The sequence below is a fragment of the Vibrio sp. 10N.222.49.C9 genome, assembly GCF_041474985.1.
GTDB classification, from domain to species: domain Bacteria; phylum Pseudomonadota; class Gammaproteobacteria; order Enterobacterales; family Vibrionaceae; genus Vibrio; species Vibrio crassostreae_C.
In genome coordinates this window covers 155,150-174,433 of sequence record NZ_JBFRVD010000022.1, presented here as the reverse complement: position 1 = coordinate 174,433, position 19,284 = coordinate 155,150, and the positions used below count along the sequence as shown (strand labels likewise).

Genomic DNA, 19,284 nt, shown 5'->3' with positions numbered 1-19,284 from the left:
AAACGGGTTTCAATATGGAGCTTCAGTTTACAGTGTAAATCCAATATTCTAATTTACACTGTAAATCTAATTTGTTGCGGTCAGTATATTTAAATGATGGCTAGCCTATTTACACTGTAAATTTGCTAACAGAGCATCGACATCTTTACGAAACTGAATCTCTGCTTGTTTACGACCAACAAGATTAAACTGTTCAACAAAAGTCCCCCACTCTTTCTGCTGAACAACCTTTGCGATGAGTAAGTCAGAAATACCTATGTTTCGATCGTTACTGAGTAGAATCAAGTTCAGTACGCTGAAGCTGATCGCATCATAACTGTTGCCACCGTTCACGTAATTTCTAACTAACTGAGTTTCAAACTCACTAACGGTGTGAACACTCTTTGGCAGCAGTGCTCGCACCATATCGGTTTCAAGTGAAACCAAAGAACCTGAAACAAGAAAACAGTAGCTACGCTCGAAGTGATTTTGAACTTGGTTTATCCAGCCTTGAGAGTTTGAGTTAAGCGCCTTAACCATCAGAACCGAGTGACAGCCACTGGCCTGATCTCGCTGGTGGCCGATGTGCACAGCTTCAAATTCACTACCACGCCAAAAAGAAATCAATTCGCTGGTCGCGCCAAAGCTTGTCGCCAGATAATCTGCTTGGCTGGTTTGCTGTGATAACTGAGCCAACATCCAACGGCCAATACCCAAACCTTGATGACGTGCTGAAACAGCAATGCGCATAACTCGAAGGCACCGACTGGTCGCCGCCTGAGTACAGCCAAATTGGTTTGCCAGTAATACAGGGGCAAGGTGACCTTGAGGCCTGCGTTTTCCAAGTTGAATTTGAGTAATCAACTCGCTGTCCAAACCACCCTCTTCCGTCACCAACATACAACCTAAACATTCACCTTGCTGCCAAGCGGCGTATAAACGGATTGCTGGATTGTTGAGAAACTGCATTAAGTCATTAGGCGAGGTCTGATAGTGCGCATCCACAAGAAGAGAAAAACATTGTTGTAGCTGCTCAGGATTAGCCAAGCATTCTGCTTTTGATAACTCGACTAAGTTTAATTTTTTGATTGCGTCAGCAGAAAAGCCATCGAGTTCATCAACCGCCGATTCAGTGACTGATGCGTCATTACCAAGTAGAAAGCAATCAAACAACCAATCCTCTAGCGGATCTTTGTTATTCCAACGAATCGGTTGTTCGAGCTTAAAGCCTTTCCACCCCGGACGATGCTCAGAAAGCCAAGACTCAAACTTAATACCGAACCCTCGTCCACTGCCTTCGTAACCGTGTACCGTGGTCGAAAAAACCATACGGTGATAGATGTCGACCATGGATTTAAGCATCGGAATTGGAATTGTAGCCGCTTCGTCAACAAATAGAAGGTCACAATCGGGCTTGGATTTAAGTAATTCATCTGGCGCGACGAATCTCAAACTTCCCCCTTGATGGCGAATGTGAGTAGCGTTGACCACTTCGCAAGATTCTAACCCTTGGCCAGCATGAGAAAATACCGGCTCTACCGCTTTCACTGAAGGTGCAGTAACAATAATATTAAAACCGTGACGCTCAACTAACAGCTGCGCTGCGGCAATACCCAATGTCGAGCTTTTACCACGCCCTCTATCCGCAGTGAGAATCAAAGGACGTTTACGATGTCCAGACACCACTTTTTTGACTAATTCAACAGCCGTGTTTTGCTGTTCAAATTTATCCAATCCGTTTTGGGCGCTTTGCATCTGAGGAAGAGCGTGAGTTGCTTGAACTACATCGCCGGCTTCATTGTGTTGTGAAACAGAAATCAGTTTATCGAAATGACGTTTTAACCAACGTTGGCCAAAGCTTTCACTATCTTCAGAGGCATTAACTTTTGGCGGCAACACCAACAACAACCCACCACCAACTAACGAACCCAACGCGGCACTAAAACCATTCGCATCGAACTGCTCTCTAAAATCACAAACAAGAACTTGGCACTCACGACCAAGCAGTTGTTGGCCTTTTTTTACTGGAGCATGAATCACACCTTCAAATGGCGTACCGCCAATCTGGAAGATGCTCGGACTGTGTGAGTCTTGAAGGAAAGTAAAAACAGCTGAGTTTTGCCAATCAAATTCGCCATCAAAGACCACGCCGTAACGGTGATCGTTATGTTGAGCAATATTAGAAAGTGTATGCAGAAAAGTGTTGGTTGGGTTTGTCATAGTTAGCGTCCAGATTCATCTAAACACAGTTTATCACAGCCAAATAAAAAGCCGCATTAAGCGGCTTTAGAGGAGTAATGAAAAGTCGTCGACTTAGTCGAGCTTCGATTGAACGAAGGCGAGGATTTCTTCCATTGTTGCATCATCAACTTTCTTAAGGTTCAACGCCAAGTTTGAACCCTTGCGGCTGTATGATGCGCGGCCCTTAATAAGCTCAACTTTTGGAGAAGCTTTCTTCGCTGGCGCTGGCGCCAATTCAAGAATCCAACCTTCCAAAGTTTCTGTCACGTCTTTGGTTAGACGAGTTACGCCTTGAGCTTCGCTACGCTGCCATACAAAACCTTCAGAAGCATCACACTTAGTCAGCAGTGTTTGCTGCTGTTCACTCGTCAATCCACCAAACTGCTTGTGTAGTTTAACAATGGTTGGACGACCAAGGTCGCTCACATTTGGGTAAGCTTGTAGCAATTCAAGTGGTAAAGCGGCTGCTTTCAATGCACCACTCACCAAAGCTTCACTGCACTGGAACATTTTCGCCAGTGCTTTCTGGTCTTCAGCTTCGCCTTTATCTAGCTTCGCTTGCATCTCTTTGCCCTTCTCATAAAGAGAAAGCGGTTTATGAGCGTTAGCTACGTCTGATAGGAATTTAGCGTGTTCGCCGTTAATGTTTTCAGCAACATAGATTAGGAACTCTTTGTCAGCCAAAATACATGACATACGACGACGGCTACCATCAAGAACTTCAATCTTACCGTCTTTGTTCTTACGACCAACTGCTGGGTATTGCTGACCACGTTCTTTCAATGTTGTAAGAACATCAGAAAGCGCATGCTCGTTTAAGAAAGATTGCTCACGAGCGTTCTCTTCAAAAACAACCGTTCGAGTAGCCACTTCAGCCGCAGGAATTCGAACCAATTCAAATGAAACCAAATCTTCGCCAGCAACAGAAAGCTCAATCACTTGAGCCTGCTCTTTTGCCGCTGTTTGCGCTTCTTGTGGTGTTGCTACGCGACGTTTGTTTGCTTTACCAAATAGCTTTGCATTTAAGTCAGATGTTTTAATTGCCATTGTTGTTATCCCTGATTAAGTGAAGGCCAGTTGCTATGTAATACGCGCTCTAATTCTAGAGCACTTTTTTGTACTGCGTCTTGAGCAACAGCTAGAGTTTTCTTACCGCCCTCAAAGTCGCTCACCGTTAGATCGAAAACCGTGCTGTAAGTGTCGGCACAGGTTTCAAAAGCACGGCTTCTTGGAATGGTTGCCATCATTACTTGGTCATTCAACAGGTAGTTCATTTCAGTCAGAACTGACACCTGTTTCTTGTTGTCGTCTTCAAACATGGTTGGCATTAGACGAACAAATTCGAGCCCTTTCCAGTCATCCGGGAACATTTCGTAAACCGTTGGTAAGTGCTGGAAGAAGTTAACCGTTGAAGCCCAATCCAAACGCTTAGCTGCACATGGAATCAGAAGTGCGTTCGACGCGTACATTGCATTCCATACTAGAGGGTCAACGTGCGGGCCGGTATCAATCATAATCACATCGAAGTCATCGGCGATTTTGTCGATAAGCTTCTCTTTTAACAGACGAACAATATCAAGTGACTGATCTTGTGAAAGGCTTTGCCACGCTTCAGCGTTAAACATCGCATCTTCTGGGAAAGCAGAAATTGTCTTCAGGTTTGGATACTGAGTTGGCAATAGTACGTTCTTACGAAGAAACTCTAGATCGACATCTTGGCCTTCAGGCACGTTGTCCAACATGATATCGACGGCAGAATAGATGCTGTCGTGCTCTGCCCCACTAATTTGTGGATTTAGGAACAGACGCAAAGAGCCCTGTGGGTCCAAGTCAATCAGACAGATACGGTAGCGCTTATCCAAATTCAGAGACAAACAAGCGGCTAAGTGAACTGCTGTCATTGATTTACCCGTACCACCCTTCTGGTTTTGTACGTTGATAATCCATGGCTTATTGTCAGCGTGCTGCTTACGTTCATGGAACTTCGGCACTTCTGCCGCGTCCATCAACATGTGAGCTTCTGTCAATGAAATCGAGTAATGATTAGCGTTGTTCTTTGTGAACTGATGGCCATCAGCTTCAAGTTTAGTGATCGCTTCATCGAGCTTACGACGCGTTAAACCAGAACGAGTCTCCATCATAGCTTTAGACATTGGAGGGAAATGTTCATCACTTCGCTCTTCCAAAATAATCTCAATTCGGTCAGCCTGAACTTGTTGAGTTTGTTCGGCTAGCTGATAAAGCTTATCAATCGTTTGTTCTCTTTTCATTGCCAGTTTCCGTAATGATTAACTAAGTACAAAATTGTACAGCGATTAACAACAAACACAACAAAAACATGAACATACATTTATGAGTAAAATCACATAAAATAGACCGCGTTTTTACAATTTGATGAAACATCGCCTTAGACAAACACAAAAATGACTGTTTCTATCATGTATAACCATGCTATTTCTAGTCTACATTTTAAATGTTACAGCATCACTTATTTACAATGTAAATGGAATTTCAACGAAAAACCTTCGGAACGATTGAAATACAACCGTAGATTACGGTTGGTGTGATTTGCATTCGAATTTATAGATTTTCAATCCAATAAAAATTAAAAAACACTCAATGACCAAAAAATTCAAAACAGAAGAGAAGATGGGGTGTCAAAAAACAACAGAGGATTGGAACCTAACCGGAAGAATGATCATGGAGCACATCCAGTGTAAGATAATTGATAACGCCAAATTATGAAGCATGATCAAGGCGTAAACTGAGCAATATTGATCCGAACAACTGCACATTGAAAATGATCAACCTCCGGAAAAATGATCAAGTAAACATAGTTCCGGAAGCATGTAATTTATGAACTAAGTTACGGACAAATGCTTTTGGAATGGGGATTCAACGCCTATAAGGGCTCAATGATTGAAAATTCAATCGACACAGACCAAGAATACACAAACATGACAATTTCATGATCATGCTTCCTAGTTAAGACCCACCCGCTCTAAATACATCAAAGCAATCCATTTCCGCCGGATACAGACTAAATTTTGCACTCAATAGGGTAGGAACGATAAAAAAGTATGCTCTCTTGATCATTGTTCCGATAGATTGGCCACCACAAGTGTCCACTTAGACAAGTCAAAAGCGACTTAGAAACCGATGTTGAATTCCGATCTGTGGATAAGCTGTATAAGTATAATGATCATGCTTTCGAACCGATAATGATCATGCTTACAATGACTTAATGATCATCGTTCTGATGTTCTGTGATCATGCTTTCTTAAGTTTAATGATCATAGTTTCGGAACCTTTATGATCATGCTTTCCAAGGCGATTTATTTTAATGCTTTAAATTCAGCCACTTATAAGCAAAGTTACGTCCAGATCATTAGATCACTTAATCATTTAAGATCATATTAATCAAAAAGATCAGTTATTTAAAAGCCAATAAATTCTCTTTATTTATGATCATTCTTTCTTTATCATTCAGGAACTATAGTGAAATTACGGTTAGTGTGATACGGATCAAAAATGAAACCAGAAGAGAAATTGTTAATTAAGGCACGAAGCCACAAAGATGGTCATTTATTTGAGGTATCTGAAACAGCCGTTGAATGGATAGAACAATATCAACACTTCAAAGGTGTCACCAAAAGCATAGTTGAGCTTCTTAACCTAATTTCACTTCGTGGGTTTAGCAGTAAAGACGGGTACGTTTCCACCACTGAGATTATTGAATCAACCGATGGTCAAGTCACTCGCGCAGCCTTACAGCAAAGGCTGAGAGCTGCAGTTAATATCGGATTGTTCAAACAAATCCCCGTTCGCTTTGAAGAAGGCCTTGCTGGTAAAACCATGTTGCATCGCTTTGTGAACCCAAACCAATTGATATCGGTGCTGGGTGCCACCAGCTTAGTGACAGAAAGCGTGAAGCAAAATGAAAAGCAAAAGCGCTCTAAAGCCCTAGCTCAAACCAAAGTAAACAAGCGCTTACTGAATGAACATGGGTTGAATACCCCACCAACGATGAAAGATGAAGCGGATCAATTCATTGTTTCGCCAACCAATTGGGCGGGGATTATTGATCAAGCGTTAGCGCCACCTAGAACTCGTAAGAGCTACCAGAAATCCATGGTTTCGATCTCTGGCACTCGAGCTGTGATCGAGACACGATCTTCTAAAAATATCATGACCGTTGACGATCTGATGACGTTATTCGCGTTATTCACTCTCACCGTTCAATATCATGATCATCACCAAGATGATTACCATCTAGACGCGAAACACACGCCAAACAAAACACCACTCTACATCACTGATATTTTGTCTTTACGTGGCAAGAAAGACAGCGGCCCTGCACGTGATTCTATCCGCGACAGTATTGATCGTATCGAATTCACGGATTTCCAACTGCACGAGCTTACAGGCCGTTGGCTTAGTGAGAACATGCCAGAAGGCTTTAAGAGTGATCGTTTCCGATTCTTAGCTAGAACCATTACCGCATCGGAAGAAGCGCCTACAGAAGGCTCTGACGGCGAAATTCGCATTAAACCGAACCTATACATCCTGGTTTGGGAGCCTTCGTTCTACGAAGAGCTGCTGACGCGTGACTATTTCTTCCTATTTCCGCCAGAAATCCTGAAGCAACATACCTTGGTCTTCCAAATGTATTCGTACTTTAGAAGCCGCATGGCACGTCGCCATTCAGATAGCATGTTGCTCAGTGAGCTCAACCAGAAATTGGCGCGTAACATCGATTGGCGTCGTTTCTCGATGGATCTGATCCGCGAGCTCAGAAAATTGGGTGAAGTCGGGGATCAAGAAGATACCTTCCTGGTTAATCTATGGGGTTATCACTTGACGATCACCGCGTTGATCGAAAAAGGGAAAACGACCGATTATCAGGTAGATATCAAATGTAATGTGGAAGAAGTATTACGTTACTCAAGAGCGCGTACCACTAACGCAGGTAAGCGTAATATGGCACCAACGCTGCCGAACCCACTTCGTAACGAAATGGTGTCTAAGCAGAAACTGGAAGAGCTGTCTGAGATTATCGATGGTGAGTTTGAACCCATTCAGCGTAAAGCACCGTCGCCAAGAGGCAAATTGGGACGTCGAGTTAAGCAGCGTAAACACTCTGTTGAGATCAACGCTGACGAGATCATGATTACTCTCTCTAAATATACCTCTGCAGAGGCTCTAGAACGCAGCATAACGGCTTTATCTGCTATGACAGGGCACTCACATGCCTCAATCAAAGAAGAGTGCTCAGAGCTCATTGAGAAGCTTGATTGGTTGAGAGTAGGGGAGGACGTTATCCCATACGAAACACTGAGTCGCTTGATTGAGCTATATAACGACCGAGATAGCACCAGCAATCGACATCTGTCCATTGAACGTTTGATCTCTGGTTTAGCGGTGCGTCGTAAAGTGTGTAAACAAGTTCATGAAGGTCATTTAGACGAAAATGTGTTCCTTGCGCTCGATGAAATGGCGATTGGCCACTAGTCATTATCCTATCGCGATAAGCCTGTTTTACCGCCGCTGAATGGATAGTTTTGAACACATTAGGTGCTGATTAAAATCGCACCTAACGCTGACAAAGTGATGACAAAGTAGCGCATCTAGTTGATTATTATTTATCCCGAATAGACAACCTTTGTCCTTTCTTATGATTAATAGATTGGCTCATATTTTGTTACATCATACTGAATAGATTTTTGCGAGTTCCCAAGGGACTCGCTTTTTTTTGCCTAAAATTCAGTCAATCATTAAAATTCAATAGCTTACAGAGTTAAACGCCGAAGCATGATCAAGGCTCGATCATGCTTTCTACGGATCTAGCTCTGGTGAGATTCTGATTTGATGCTTGATCGAGAAGGGCTTGATCAGTGGAGATGGCGTTGAATAATTCCTTGATCATCGTTTCGGGGATGGGTTGCCATAAAGCGTACATGCGACTCGATCAATTTTTCAGACTCTGCTTTCCAACGTGGTTCTTGCTGTTGGTTCGTAAACTCCAAAGCCAATACACACAAGTGTTGTAGCCGCTGTGTACACCACTCTTGCAATCCTGCTTCTGATTTTGGGTCACATGACACCGCTTGCATCTTACTGTAGGCAAACATTAGGTATTGGTAGGCTTTATCTTGATGGCTTGAGCTGTTGGCCTCCTGCGAAGCCAAGTCCGGATTCGATGAATCCGCGAGGTGGCGATAGAAAGTAAAGATTCTCAGGCATCCGTCTAGCCAACATGCGATGCCTTTGCTCTGCTCATCCGTGATCAATGGCCCCCAGAGCGCATCTGGAGGCGTTAAGATCAAAGGTTCTAACCGGTCCACTTGATCATGCTTTCGGTCTTTGTACCAATCTCCGATCCGCTCTAACCAAGTGTCTAGTTCATTCATGCAACGTTATCCCACTGTTTTACAAAGTGATTATCAGAAACTTGTTTGATTTCATGCTGTATTTCACTGCTCTGCTCTCGAATACGATCAGCGTCTATTGAATAGTTTGGCTCATTTTTGACGAGTTCGCCAAATGGCAGATCGGGATCTGGTACCGCAGAGATCAACAACTTAGTGTACGGGTGTTGTGGATTGGTCAAGATCGACTGGGTTGATCCCCACTCGACGATCTGCCCTTTGTACATCACCGCCGTCTCTTCAGCGATGTAATGTGCCGTGGCAAGGTCGTGGGTTATGTACAAAAAGCCTATGCCTAACTCTTTCTTCATTTTTTGCATCAAGTTCAACACGCCAAGTCGAATCGAAACGTCCAACATCGAGGTGGGTTCGTCAGCAAGAATAACCTCAGCGCCAACGGCCAGTGCTCTGGCTAGGTTAACCCTCTGTCTTTGGCCCCCACTGAGCTCGTGCGGGTATTTGGCTAGCGTTTCGATGGGTAACTCCACCAGCGCTAATAACTCTTTGAGGCGCTCTGTGAGAGCCTGTTTAGTGGCTACCTGTTTATGGATCTTAAGTGGGCGCGTTAAATGGTGATCAATAGTGTGAGTGGGATTGAGTGAACCAAAGGGGTCTTGAAAAACCATTTGCACACGGCTGCGATAATCCAAGATATCTTTACGGCTTTTCAGAGTAGAGATGTCTCTGCCTTTGAACAGTATCTCTCCCTCTGTCGCAGGGTAAACCTTGGTCATCAATCGTGCGCAGGTGCTTTTCCCGCAGCCAGATTCTCCGGCTAAGCCGAAAATCTCGCCTTAGCCTATGTGAAAGCTAACGGATTTGATTGCATTGAAAGAGGGGAAAATGAGAGTTGGATCAAACCACATTTCTTATGGGGAATCTTTTAAATATAATTGCAGAAAATGGCTTTGGCAAAGTTTAAATGAGGCATTTATTAATTAGCTTTGTGAAGCGTCGGAATCATCACACTTCAGTACAGAATTTCTTAACAAGCGAAAAAGCATTTGCTACAGATTACCTGTCCATTACATGGTGCTTTTCGGAGGAAAACATGTCCATTAATTCTATCAACCATGATGAAATGACAAATATTGCAAACAAGTGGGATGCTGAAGAAGAAGTATCTTTCAAACCAGAAAAGAAAATGAAGTCTGCTGAAGCTCGTCGTCGTATCGAGACTCTAAGAGAAATTAGAGAAAGCGGTTTGAGTCTGGAAGAAGCGAGGGAGCTAGGTCTTATTCACTAATAATCCCCATTGCATTTAGAAGGGTGGCACAACGCCACCCTTTGATTTATAAGTGTTTTTTCATGTTTCCTATCCAGATTTAATCAACTCCTTGATTCTTTGGCTCACTGTTCCGTTTATCCTATCCCTTGTGATATTACGCTTTTCAGATGAAAAACACGCACATGGCATACTCTTGAACTAAGTTGTTTGACAGTCATATTCAACGCCACTAATTTTAAAGTTAAAGCAAAAATATGCGATGTCGTTGGTAAGGAGAAGGGTATGTCTAATTCTGTGGCTCAAGCTAAAGAAGTGCTGTTTTACGAACCCGAAGATCCGAACGGATACCTGTCAAATTTTGCCGCTTGTCCTATCAAGGTAGGTGATCAAGTTTGGGCAACCAGCGAACATTATTATCAAGCGATGAAGTTTGCCTCCGAAGCGCTACGTAATACCATTTTGGAAGCCAGTACACCTGCTGAAGCGTTCTCTTTAAGTCGTGACTACGAAGACCAAGTTCGCGAAGATTGGTATGACATTCGTGTTGAAGTGATGCAGTTCATCGTCACCGAGAAGTTCAGACAGAATCCACAGTTTGCGCTGTTTCTTACCAATACCGGAGATTCGGTGATCAAAGAACATTCGCACAAAGACCACTTCTGGGGCGATGGCGGCGATGGAACCGGCGAGAACCATTTGGGTAAGATTCTGATGGCAGTGCGTCACCAGCTTCGCACTCAGCAACTGCATTTAATTGCTTCGCACTGATTCGTCGATTCAGATAGCGGCATGCTTATCATTACTCCTTAGACGCATTTAAAAGGCCGCCCTGCTATCTAGTATGAAGCAGGGCGGCCTTTTCGGTTTTAGAGAGTCAGGCATCAACGAGAGTTAACGTACGTGACTAAGCTATGCGTTGATAAGTTCTACGTTACGCTGGTGCTATAAGTAACTCTGTACGATGTCGTCAAGCTGTCCATCGTCTTTCATTTGGTCTAGGCGTTGGTTGATGAAGCTTTGCAGCTTAGGATCCATCTCAGGGTCAAACGCCAAATGGATAGGGTAGTTATTGATGACAGAACCAAACTCATGCATCTGGTAATCATCAATACTCAGTTTTTGCTCGTTTAGGTTGTATTTGATTCGTGATTCCATTTCCACAAACACGGTGTCGCCAGGTGCTCGGTTCAGGACACGAAACGCAGCAGTGTAATCTTTTACTCGAATCTCGTTGAGCTTGCCCTGTTGGATATAAGGTTCCAAGTTCGGATACTCAAATCCTTTCAGCAATACCACGGCTTTCCCATCGAGATCATCGATTGTATTGAACTCAAATGGCTTTTTACCGCTGCTGAGTAATACGTGTTTTACATTGTAAATCGGGTCTTCAGATAGGTTCGCAGATTGAATATTCCCCCAACTAGGGCTGCCATAGGTAACCCAGTTTGGATTCTCTCTCGCATCGAGCTTGTCGATCATTCGATTAAAAGGGTAGGTGTGGTAGTTGATCTCATATTGGCTGTCATCAAACACGGCTTCCACAATATCTGAAACAATTCCTCTGTGAGATGACCCGTCAGTTTCGATTTGAAAAGGTTGCGCTTGGCTCGCAATAATGTAGTAGTGAAGAGGTTCGCTTGCAGAAGCATAACTGCTTGAAAACAAACTGACTATGGATGCAACGATAAGATGTTTTTTCATAACCTTCCCTAGTTATTTGATGAATGACTACTATTATACTAGTTGAGTAATTGTAGTTTGCTAGGATAACAATAATGGTAATTTGTGTATGGTGACAAAAGGAAAACGCTACGTTGGACTCTCCCGACAGTTGATCGGGATGATAATAGCGATCAGTACCTTATTCACAGTTATAGTGACAGGTCTCGGGTTGTATGTAGAGTACCAAAGTCGAGTTTCTTTTATCAGCTCTCAGATCGAGCAGGTCAAGGCTGGCTACCTTTCTGGTTTAACGGCAAGTTTGTGGGTTGAAGATCGAGAGCAATTGTTTGTGCAAGCCGAAGGCATCTCTCGCCTCCCTTCGGTCAGTTACCTTCTTATCGAAAGTCCCGATGAAAAAATTCTAGAGTTAGGTCAAAAGACCGAAGGCCAATCTTATTCTCAGTCTTGGGAAATGGTGCACCAGATGGGCGGCACAGACTTCCCGTTGGCGACGCTCACGGTGCAATCAGACTTGAGCATGATCCTAGATGACTTTGAAGAACGAGTGTTATTGTTGCTCGCCTTCGAAGCCGTTAAAATCTTCTTGTTGTCTCTCGTATGTTTAACCATCGTCTATCGTCTTGTCGTAAAACGTTTGATGACTATGTCTTCCCAAATCAACCAACAACAGGTCGAAGACAACAAACCGCGCTTTATAACGCCAACTCACTCTACTTACAAAGATGAGATATCGACTCTAGAGAGTAGCTATAACCGATCGGTAGAACGTATTCGTCAACAATATCAAGAGCTGGAAAAAGCTAAAGATGTTGCTGAGGTGGCCAACCGTAATAAAAGTGAATTCCTTGCCAATATGAGTCACGAAATCCGTACACCAATGAATGGGATTATCGGGTTGTCGTCTTTGCTCTCTGAAATGGATATGCCGAAAGAGCAAAAAGAGTACATCAACATGCTCAACACCTCTTCGCTTACGTTGCTCGACTTAATCAACGACATTCTCGATTACTCGAAGATCGAAGCGGGGCGACTAGAGCTTCAGCAAGAGCCGATGAAAATGATGGGCATTGCGGCCGACGTTGAATCAACCTTTCGAGTGAAAGCCGAACAGAAAGGGCTTCGATTCCAATTAGCGATCGACCCTAAGATCCCAACCATGGTGATTGGCGACGGTACTCAACTAAGACAAGTCCTAAATAACTTAGTAGGCAACGCGATTAAATTTACCGAGCATGGCCACGTCACGCTCTCGCTTCGTTTGGAAGAGGTGGTTGAGCCTGAGCAAAAACTCAGAGTGAGGTTCGAGGTTGTCGACAGCGGTATCGGTATTGCAGAAGACAAACAGAAATCGGTGTTCGATAAGTTTCAACAAGCCGACGGCAGTACCACACGTATTTATGGAGGCACAGGGCTTGGTCTAACAATATGCGAGAAGATAGTGACATTGATGGGCAGCAAGCTTGAACTCACCAGTGTTGAAGGTAAAGGCAGTACCTTCTATTTTACGGCTGACTTTGACCCGTGTTTAGAAGCCGATGAAAGCAATATCGATTTCAATAAGGTTTCGGTTCTGCTTGTGGATGATAGCCAGCTGAACATGCGTATAACGTCTACACAGCTTCAATCCTTTGGCGTTAAGTCTGAGTGCTGTGAAACGGCAAACCAAGCGTTAGAGTTGGTTTCAGAGTCTGTGGCTAAGTCATCACCTTATGATCTCGTTCTGATAGACAAAGTAATGCCGTCCGTTGATGGCTTTCAACTGGCGAGAAGCTTAGTTGAACGCTTTGGTAGCGAGTGTCCCAAGTTAGTGATGATCTCTGCTGACCCTAGAAAGCAAGATGAAGCTCGTGCTAAACAAGTCGGTTTTGTTGCCTACATTGCGCGTCCTTACCAAGATAATCAGCTTAAATGGACCATCAGTGAGGTACTCGCGAGAGCGGCTGATACTTCAGTCTTTACCTATCCGAACAGAGGAGAGGTTGCGTTTAAAGACAATGAACCTGTGCCGTTAAGTAAACCTGCAGCGGTTGTTAAAGATGCTCCCATTGTCTCTGTAAACGCCACACCAGCCGATAAACAAGCTCCAATTCAAGCAGAGTCAAAACCTGTCGCAGTTGCCGGAGAATTTAGTGGTACAGTTTTAGTTGTTGAAGACTCGCGAGTAAACCAACAAGTCGCCAAGATGATGCTCAAGAAGCTTGGCTTTGAGGTTGATATTGCCGACAACGGTGAAATTGGTGTCGAGAAATTCAAAGCCAACGAATACGAGATGATTTTTATGGATTGTCAGATGCCGGTTCTCGATGGCTTCGAAGCGACCAAGCAGATCCGAGCGCTCGAAGAAGGGGCTGCAAAGCATATTCCAATCATTGCGCTGACGGCCAACGTCGTGCAGCGAGACAAGCATTTGTGCTTCGATGTAGGCATGGATGAGTTTTTACCTAAACCGGTTAACCAAGGCAAACTGAGAGAGATCGTAGCGAGTTTCTTGTCGAAAGAGACGGAATCAAACAAAGAACATGAGCAGCAAATTGTTTAGTTGAGTATCTCTAATCTTACTTTCATTAAAAGAGTAATGAGGCGAATTAGACATAGTCTTTTATGCCGTTGGTTATATTTGAAGTATCGTGTGAAAGAAATGATAAAGGTGGCCTGAAAAGACCACCTTTTTTGTATGTGTCGGTTTGAACTTAATCTCTATCGATTGCGAACGCAGACCATGCTTGACGTGTCGGCATCACTTCGACTCGGTTAATGTTGATGTGATCTGGCAAGGTTGCGATATAAAACATCTGCTCGGCAATATCCTCTGCTGACAACGGTGTAGTGCCTTGGTAAAGGTTGTCTGAAGCCGTCTGGTTACCTTTAGTTCTTACAAGAGTAAATTCCGTTTCTGCAATACCAGGGGAGAGGTCAGTCACTCGTACCCCTGTGCCTTGTAAGTCACAACGTAGGTTGTAACTGAACTGCTTTACGAACGCTTTGCTGGCACCATACACATGGCTTCCTGGGTAAGGCCACTGTCCGGCGATTGACCCAACATTGATGATTGAGCTTCCTGCGCCTTTTTTAATTAACGTAGGCAACAGCGCATGAGTAACATTAACCAAGCCTGTGACATTGGTATCGATCATAGTGTGCCAGTCTTTCAAGTCCACATCAGGCGCGCCTTCTGGTGCCAAAGCTAACCCAGCATTATTGACCAATGCGGTAATCGATGAAAATTCAGCGGGTAATGAATCAATGGCTTGTTTTACGGCGTCTGCGTCTCGAACGTCGAGTTGAATTACATGCACAGGCACCGTTAATTCTTCCTTTAGGTCGAGTAGCCTTTCGATTCGACGACCAGACAGCACTAACGACCAGTTATCTTCTGCGAAACGTTTTGCTGCCGCTTTGCCGAAACCAGAGGTTGCCCCTGTAATGAACGCTATCTTATCCATAAATACATCCTTCTAATTTGAAATTAACATAAGTAGTGCCATGCCGATCAAAATCGGCGCGGTCGTTGTTTTTGCAGACAAGTTCGGTGCTGATAGATACAGTTTTTGCCCCAGTACATTGCCAATCAAAGCTGCCGGTAATAGCCATAAACCTGTGATGAACGATTCTTGGTTAAATGCGCCAATCCATATGAAGCCGATCAGTGAAATCGCTGAACTCAGCAGAAAAAACACAATCGCGGTGGCTCTCTGTTCACTGGTTTTAATGGTCAGGTTCATCAAATACGTCACTAATGGCGGACCTCCTGAAGAAGCGGTGGTCATGCTAAACCCCGAAATGGCTCCCGCCCAAAACGCGTGTCGTTGGTGCAACCAAGTGAGGCGTAAGTCCAAAATAATCAGCGTGCTAGCGACCAAAGACATCATCGCGATAAAGGCCTTCAAGCCTGATTCCGATATCGTGCTAATGAAATACAGCGAGAAAGGCACCGCAACCAACATGCCAATACACAGCGGCGCAATAAGCCGGATATTGATGGTGGTTTTACTTCGCTTGAGCAGAGGAAAGGCACTTAAAAAGTCCAACAAGATAGCGATGGTTACCGCTTGCAATGGTGGAACAATAAAGCTGAGGGAAAGCGCTACGATAATCGCAAACCCAAATCCTGAATAGCCTCGAACTACTCCTGCAAACAGAATCAATGTCATCGCTAATCCTAATTCCACTCTTGCTCACCTCTTTGCTTTTGATATTGCTGCTGCGTTAATTAGCGTTCGATGAGACCTGTCTCGTCTGCCTTTCAATCTATTCACACCTAAGAGTTTTGAATAGAGCCAGATCGACGATTGGATTGGGTCAGGCTGTTTGTTGGATCGGGGATGAGACTTGGGCTGATGTACTGGCCCAATGTTTTGTTGAAACTGACACTATGACCTCCGCCCTGTTTGGGATGAAGATTATTCCATCCGATAGCGCAGCCTTTTCAATGTCGTGTTTTGTGTCTTTCATTCTCGAAGACGAGCCAAGCACGAGCGGCTGTGAATCTAGTGTTGTTAATGGAGACGATGAAATGGAAGTATCAACAGAACAGCTTGTGAACCAAGATATTATCGACCTCGACAAGAGCGTATTTCATTCTTGGTCGATTCAAGAAGCAGCGGAGCCTATCGCCATTGCGGGTGGGCAAGGATGCAAAATGTGGGACTACGAAGGTAAAGAATACCTTGATTTTAGTAGCCAACTGGTTAACACCAACATTGGTCATCAGCATCCACAAGTTATCAAAGCGATTAAAGATCAGGCTGATTCATTAGTGACCGTTGCCCCTGCGACCGCCAACCTCACTCGTGGTTTGGCGGCTAAGCGTATCTTGTCGAAAGCGCCAAGCTCGTTTAAGAAGGTGTTCTTTACCAATGCAGGGGCAGATGCCAACGAAAATGCGATTCGCATGGCGCGACAATTCACAGGGCGCGACAAGGTGCTATCTGCTTACCGTTCTTACCATGGCAATACAGGTACTGCTATTGCTGCGACGGGGGATTTTCGTCGAATTCCAAACGAGTATAGCCGTGGGCACGTTCACTTCTTCAATCCATTTCTCTATCGAAGCGAATTCAACGCGGCGACTGAGGCAGAAGAGAGTGAGCGTGCCCTGCAGCATTTAGAGCGAGTGATTGAATGCGAAGGACCAACGGCGATTGCGGCGATTATCCTAGAGACGATTCCGGGAACGGCTGGTTTTCTCATTCCGCCCAAAGATTACCTTATCGGCGTGCGTGAGCTGGCAACCAAACATGGCATTCAGTTGATATTCGATGAAGTCATGGTCGGCTTTGGTCGCACGGGTAAGTGGTTTGCGTTTGAGCACTTTAATGTCGTGCCAGATCTGATTACTTTCGCGAAAGGGGTGAACTCGGGTTATGTGCCGGCTGGTGGCGTGGTGGTCAGCGAACCGATCGTTGAGCACTTTAAGTCAAACTTCTTTATGGGCGGCTTAACGTACTCTGGTCACCCTTTGGCGATGGCTTCTATCGTTGCAACGCTCGATGTGATGGAGCAAGAGGGCATTGTCACACATGCTGATAACGTCGGTAACAGCGTTCTAGGGCCGCTCCTACTGAGCCTTCAAGAGTTGCACCCTATGATTGGTGATGTGCGCGGTAAAGGGATGTTCTGGGCGGTTGAGCTGGTGGAAGATCGTGAAAGTAAAACACCTTTAAGCAATGAAAAAATGGGGCAATTGAAAGCGCAATTGACCAAGCGAGGCCTGTTGACCTTCATTGTGAATAACCGCATTCACGTTGCGCCACCTTTGGTTATTCAGCCAAGCGATATAAAGAAAGGCGTTAAGATCATTGATGAAGTGTTGTTTGAACTCGCTTCTTAAGTCTCCAATAAGATAGCCAGCACAGCAACCAAGGCACTTTGACAAAGAATTCCCCGTTCTTTTCAACGTGCCAAACCTAACCTTCAGAAACGACAAAAGAGCATCGATTGATGCTCTTTTGTCGTTCTTTCACTAAATCAGTCTGGTCAAACTGCTCTTAAGTGATGCTAGATCTTCATCACCTCTGACAGCTCTTTGATACCGGGTGCGATCAGATCTTTGTCGATGGCGTGAAAGCCCAATCGAAAATAGGAATTGGGGTCATATTCTGACAATGCTTCACAGCCCGATTCCGTTTCGGTATTCGTCATAAAGTGTGAATAGCCTGTCTCAATCAATATGCCCTTTTGGGCGGCTCGTGAAGCTAAACGCTGGCTATTGATGTGGCTGGGCGTTTGTAGCCACAGAGAGTTGGCCTGCTCGCTTTGAGCCAGTCGCTTGCAGTCAGGTAAGTACTTCAAGACAGCATCGTTGATCAGCTTCCAGCGCTGGCGAGTGTTTTCTCTAAAGCGCCTCACAAAGCTGTCGTAGTAGCCTTGTTCAATAAAGTGCGCTACTTCCATCTGAACACGGCTTGGCGCATGTCGGTACATCAAGCGACGCAGTATTCTAAGGTCGTAGATTAACTCTTCAGGTGCCACGATGTAGCCTAACCTCAAGCCGGGTGCCAGTAGCTTAGAGAAGCTGCTGACGTAGATGACTCTCCCTTCCTTGTCATTGGCTTTTAGCGCGGGTTTAGGATTCCACTCCACGTTGCACTCGGCGTCATAGTCATCTTCGATAATTACCGCGTCATTGGCTTTGGCCATTTCAAGTAACTGAGTTCGACGCTCATCACTCATGGTGACGCCGGTTGGAGCTTGATGGCTAGGCGTGACATAGAAGTGATCACACAGTGAAGAGTGCTCATTGAATCTCAATCCTTGTTCATCCACTTGATGCGGGTGTAACTGCGCGCCAGAGAGATTGAAGATGTGATTCGCTTCTTTGTAGCCGGGGTTCTCGACTCCGACTCGACTCTGATGGTTCATGAGCAAAGTCGAAATCAAATACAGCGCATTCTGCGAACCTAAGGTTATGAGGATCTCATCACTTTGGGCATGAATACCGCGCTGTGGGAGCACCCTTGTGCGTATCTGTTCGACCAGCATGTCGACGTCTTTATCGACCTTGTCGCAAAGCCAGCGGTGATCATGTGGGTCTGAGGTGACCTTTCTTGTCGCTTCTCGCCATTGAGCTAATGGGAAGTCATTGATAGAGGGTTGGCCAAAAATAAATGGGTATTGGTAACAACTCCAATGCGAGGGTTTGACGATGCGTGGGTATTGGCCCAATTGCAGCTTAACGCGTTTGCTCCAATCCGGTGCATTGTCGCTGTCGGCTGATTCAAAATGATCCAAACTCGCGTCGATAGTATCACTCGGGTTTTCATACTTTTCTGAAAGGTAATAACCACTGCGAGGCTTACTGATGAGGTAGCCATCGTCGAGCAAACTGTCGTACACCAAGGAGACAGTATTGCGTGAAACACCCAATTGGCTAGACAGCTTACGACAAGACGGAAGCGCTTGTTCAGCCGGAAAAATACCATTCAATATCGCCGTCACCAAATAGCTACGTACTTGTTCTTGCAGGCTTCTTTTGGAATCAAACTCGATGAAACAATTGTGATTTATCGCCATGAGATACAGTCCTTATTCTCAGTGAACCTCAGTCCAATTTGTATAAAAGAGCAAGAAATGCGCCAGAGTTCATATTGATGTTTTAAGAGTGTGTTTTGCTCTCTCTCAACCCCGAAAATTACGTTGTCCCAAACTAGAAAATCGTTCTGTCCCAACCTGAAAATTAAATTGGCTCTACGTCTCCGATGCATTCCGTTCATAAAGTAAAGGCAG

Annotated in this window: 13 protein-coding genes and 1 pseudogene; 5 read left to right on the top strand and 9 right to left on the bottom strand. The window is 44.6% G+C overall.

Translation table 11 applies throughout. From position 1 onward, the window contains the following. Window positions 1-105: 105 nt before the first annotated feature. The 3 genes from AB4585_RS10120 to AB4585_RS10110 all read right to left on the bottom strand — a co-directional run bounded on the left by AB4585_RS10120 (window position 106) and on the right by AB4585_RS10110 (window position 4,490). On the bottom strand, window positions 106-2,199 hold the full coding sequence (locus AB4585_RS10120; RefSeq protein WP_372154610.1) for a GNAT family N-acetyltransferase: 2,094 nt from the start codon (window positions 2,197-2,199) through the stop codon (window positions 106-108). Window positions 2,200-2,292: 93 nt separating this feature from the next. Then, window positions 2,293-3,267, bottom strand: a complete 975-nt coding sequence (locus tag AB4585_RS10115; RefSeq protein ID WP_017065141.1) for a ParB/RepB/Spo0J family partition protein — start codon at window positions 3,265-3,267, stop codon at window positions 2,293-2,295. A 5-nt stretch (window positions 3,268-3,272) separates the two neighbouring features. Then, the gene (locus AB4585_RS10110) at window positions 3,273-4,490 is read right to left on the bottom strand and encodes a ParA family protein (protein ID WP_017061213.1); all 1,218 of its coding nucleotides are present in this window, start codon (window positions 4,488-4,490) and stop codon (window positions 3,273-3,275) included. 1,261 nt (window positions 4,491-5,751) lie between these two features. Between AB4585_RS10110 and AB4585_RS10105 the strand changes: the two genes are divergently transcribed. Then, window positions 5,752-7,731 (top strand): replication initiator protein RctB domain-containing protein, encoded by a 1,980-nt coding sequence (locus AB4585_RS10105; protein ID WP_017071247.1) that lies wholly within the window; start codon window positions 5,752-5,754, stop codon window positions 7,729-7,731. A 380-nt stretch (window positions 7,732-8,111) separates the two neighbouring features. Here AB4585_RS10105 and AB4585_RS10100 read toward each other — a convergent pair whose 3' ends face one another. Continuing rightward, window positions 8,112-8,630 carry a transcriptional regulator gene (locus tag AB4585_RS10100; RefSeq protein WP_372154609.1) on the bottom strand — a complete coding sequence of 173 codons (519 nt, stop codon included), beginning with the start codon at window positions 8,628-8,630 and terminating at the stop codon, window positions 8,112-8,114. After that, window positions 8,627-9,481: pseudogene (locus AB4585_RS10095) on the bottom strand (ABC transporter ATP-binding protein); the annotation flags it as partial. The pseudogene AB4585_RS10095 and the gene AB4585_RS10100, both read right to left, overlap by 4 nt. A 218-nt stretch (window positions 9,482-9,699) precedes the next feature. Here AB4585_RS10095 and AB4585_RS10090 point away from each other — a divergent pair. Together AB4585_RS10090 and AB4585_RS10085 are read left to right on the top strand one after the other, a co-directional pair. Continuing rightward, entirely contained in the window at window positions 9,700-9,894 is a 195-nt protein-coding gene (locus tag AB4585_RS10090) for a hypothetical protein (RefSeq protein WP_017061218.1), read from the top strand. Between the two features lie 189 nt (window positions 9,895-10,083). Continuing rightward, a complete protein-coding gene (locus AB4585_RS10085) occupies window positions 10,084-10,644 on the top strand; it encodes an NADAR family protein (RefSeq protein ID WP_372154608.1) in 561 nt (186 codons plus the stop codon). Between the two features lie 174 nt (window positions 10,645-10,818). Here AB4585_RS10085 and AB4585_RS10080 read toward each other — a convergent pair whose 3' ends face one another. Next, complete coding sequence (locus tag AB4585_RS10080; protein WP_136974558.1) at window positions 10,819-11,577, bottom strand: ABC transporter substrate-binding protein; 759 nt, start codon at window positions 11,575-11,577, stop codon at window positions 10,819-10,821. Between the two features lie 88 nt (window positions 11,578-11,665). Between AB4585_RS10080 and AB4585_RS10075 the strand changes: the two genes are divergently transcribed. Beyond that, a complete protein-coding gene (locus AB4585_RS10075) occupies window positions 11,666-14,098 on the top strand; it encodes a response regulator (RefSeq protein WP_372055648.1) in 2,433 nt (810 codons plus the stop codon). A gap of 151 nt (window positions 14,099-14,249) precedes the next feature. On the opposite strand, the gene AB4585_RS10070 is transcribed toward AB4585_RS10075, so the two are convergent. Then, entirely contained in the window at window positions 14,250-15,002 is a 753-nt protein-coding gene (locus tag AB4585_RS10070) for an SDR family NAD(P)-dependent oxidoreductase (RefSeq protein WP_017061222.1), read from the bottom strand. A 12-nt stretch (window positions 15,003-15,014) separates the two neighbouring features. After that, window positions 15,015-15,710, bottom strand: a complete 696-nt coding sequence (locus tag AB4585_RS10065; protein ID WP_372154623.1) for a sulfite exporter TauE/SafE family protein — start codon at window positions 15,708-15,710, stop codon at window positions 15,015-15,017. A 362-nt stretch (window positions 15,711-16,072) separates the two neighbouring features. Here AB4585_RS10065 and AB4585_RS10060 point away from each other — a divergent pair, with 362 nt between their 5' ends. Beyond that, on the top strand, window positions 16,073-17,389 hold the full coding sequence (locus AB4585_RS10060) for an aspartate aminotransferase family protein (protein WP_017066353.1): 1,317 nt from the start codon (window positions 16,073-16,075) through the stop codon (window positions 17,387-17,389). A gap of 167 nt (window positions 17,390-17,556) precedes the next feature. On the opposite strand, the gene AB4585_RS10055 is transcribed toward AB4585_RS10060, so the two are convergent. Beyond that, the gene (locus AB4585_RS10055; protein WP_017066354.1) at window positions 17,557-19,071 is read right to left on the bottom strand and encodes a PLP-dependent aminotransferase family protein; all 1,515 of its coding nucleotides are present in this window, start codon (window positions 19,069-19,071) and stop codon (window positions 17,557-17,559) included. Window positions 19,072-19,284: the final 213 nt, after the last annotated feature.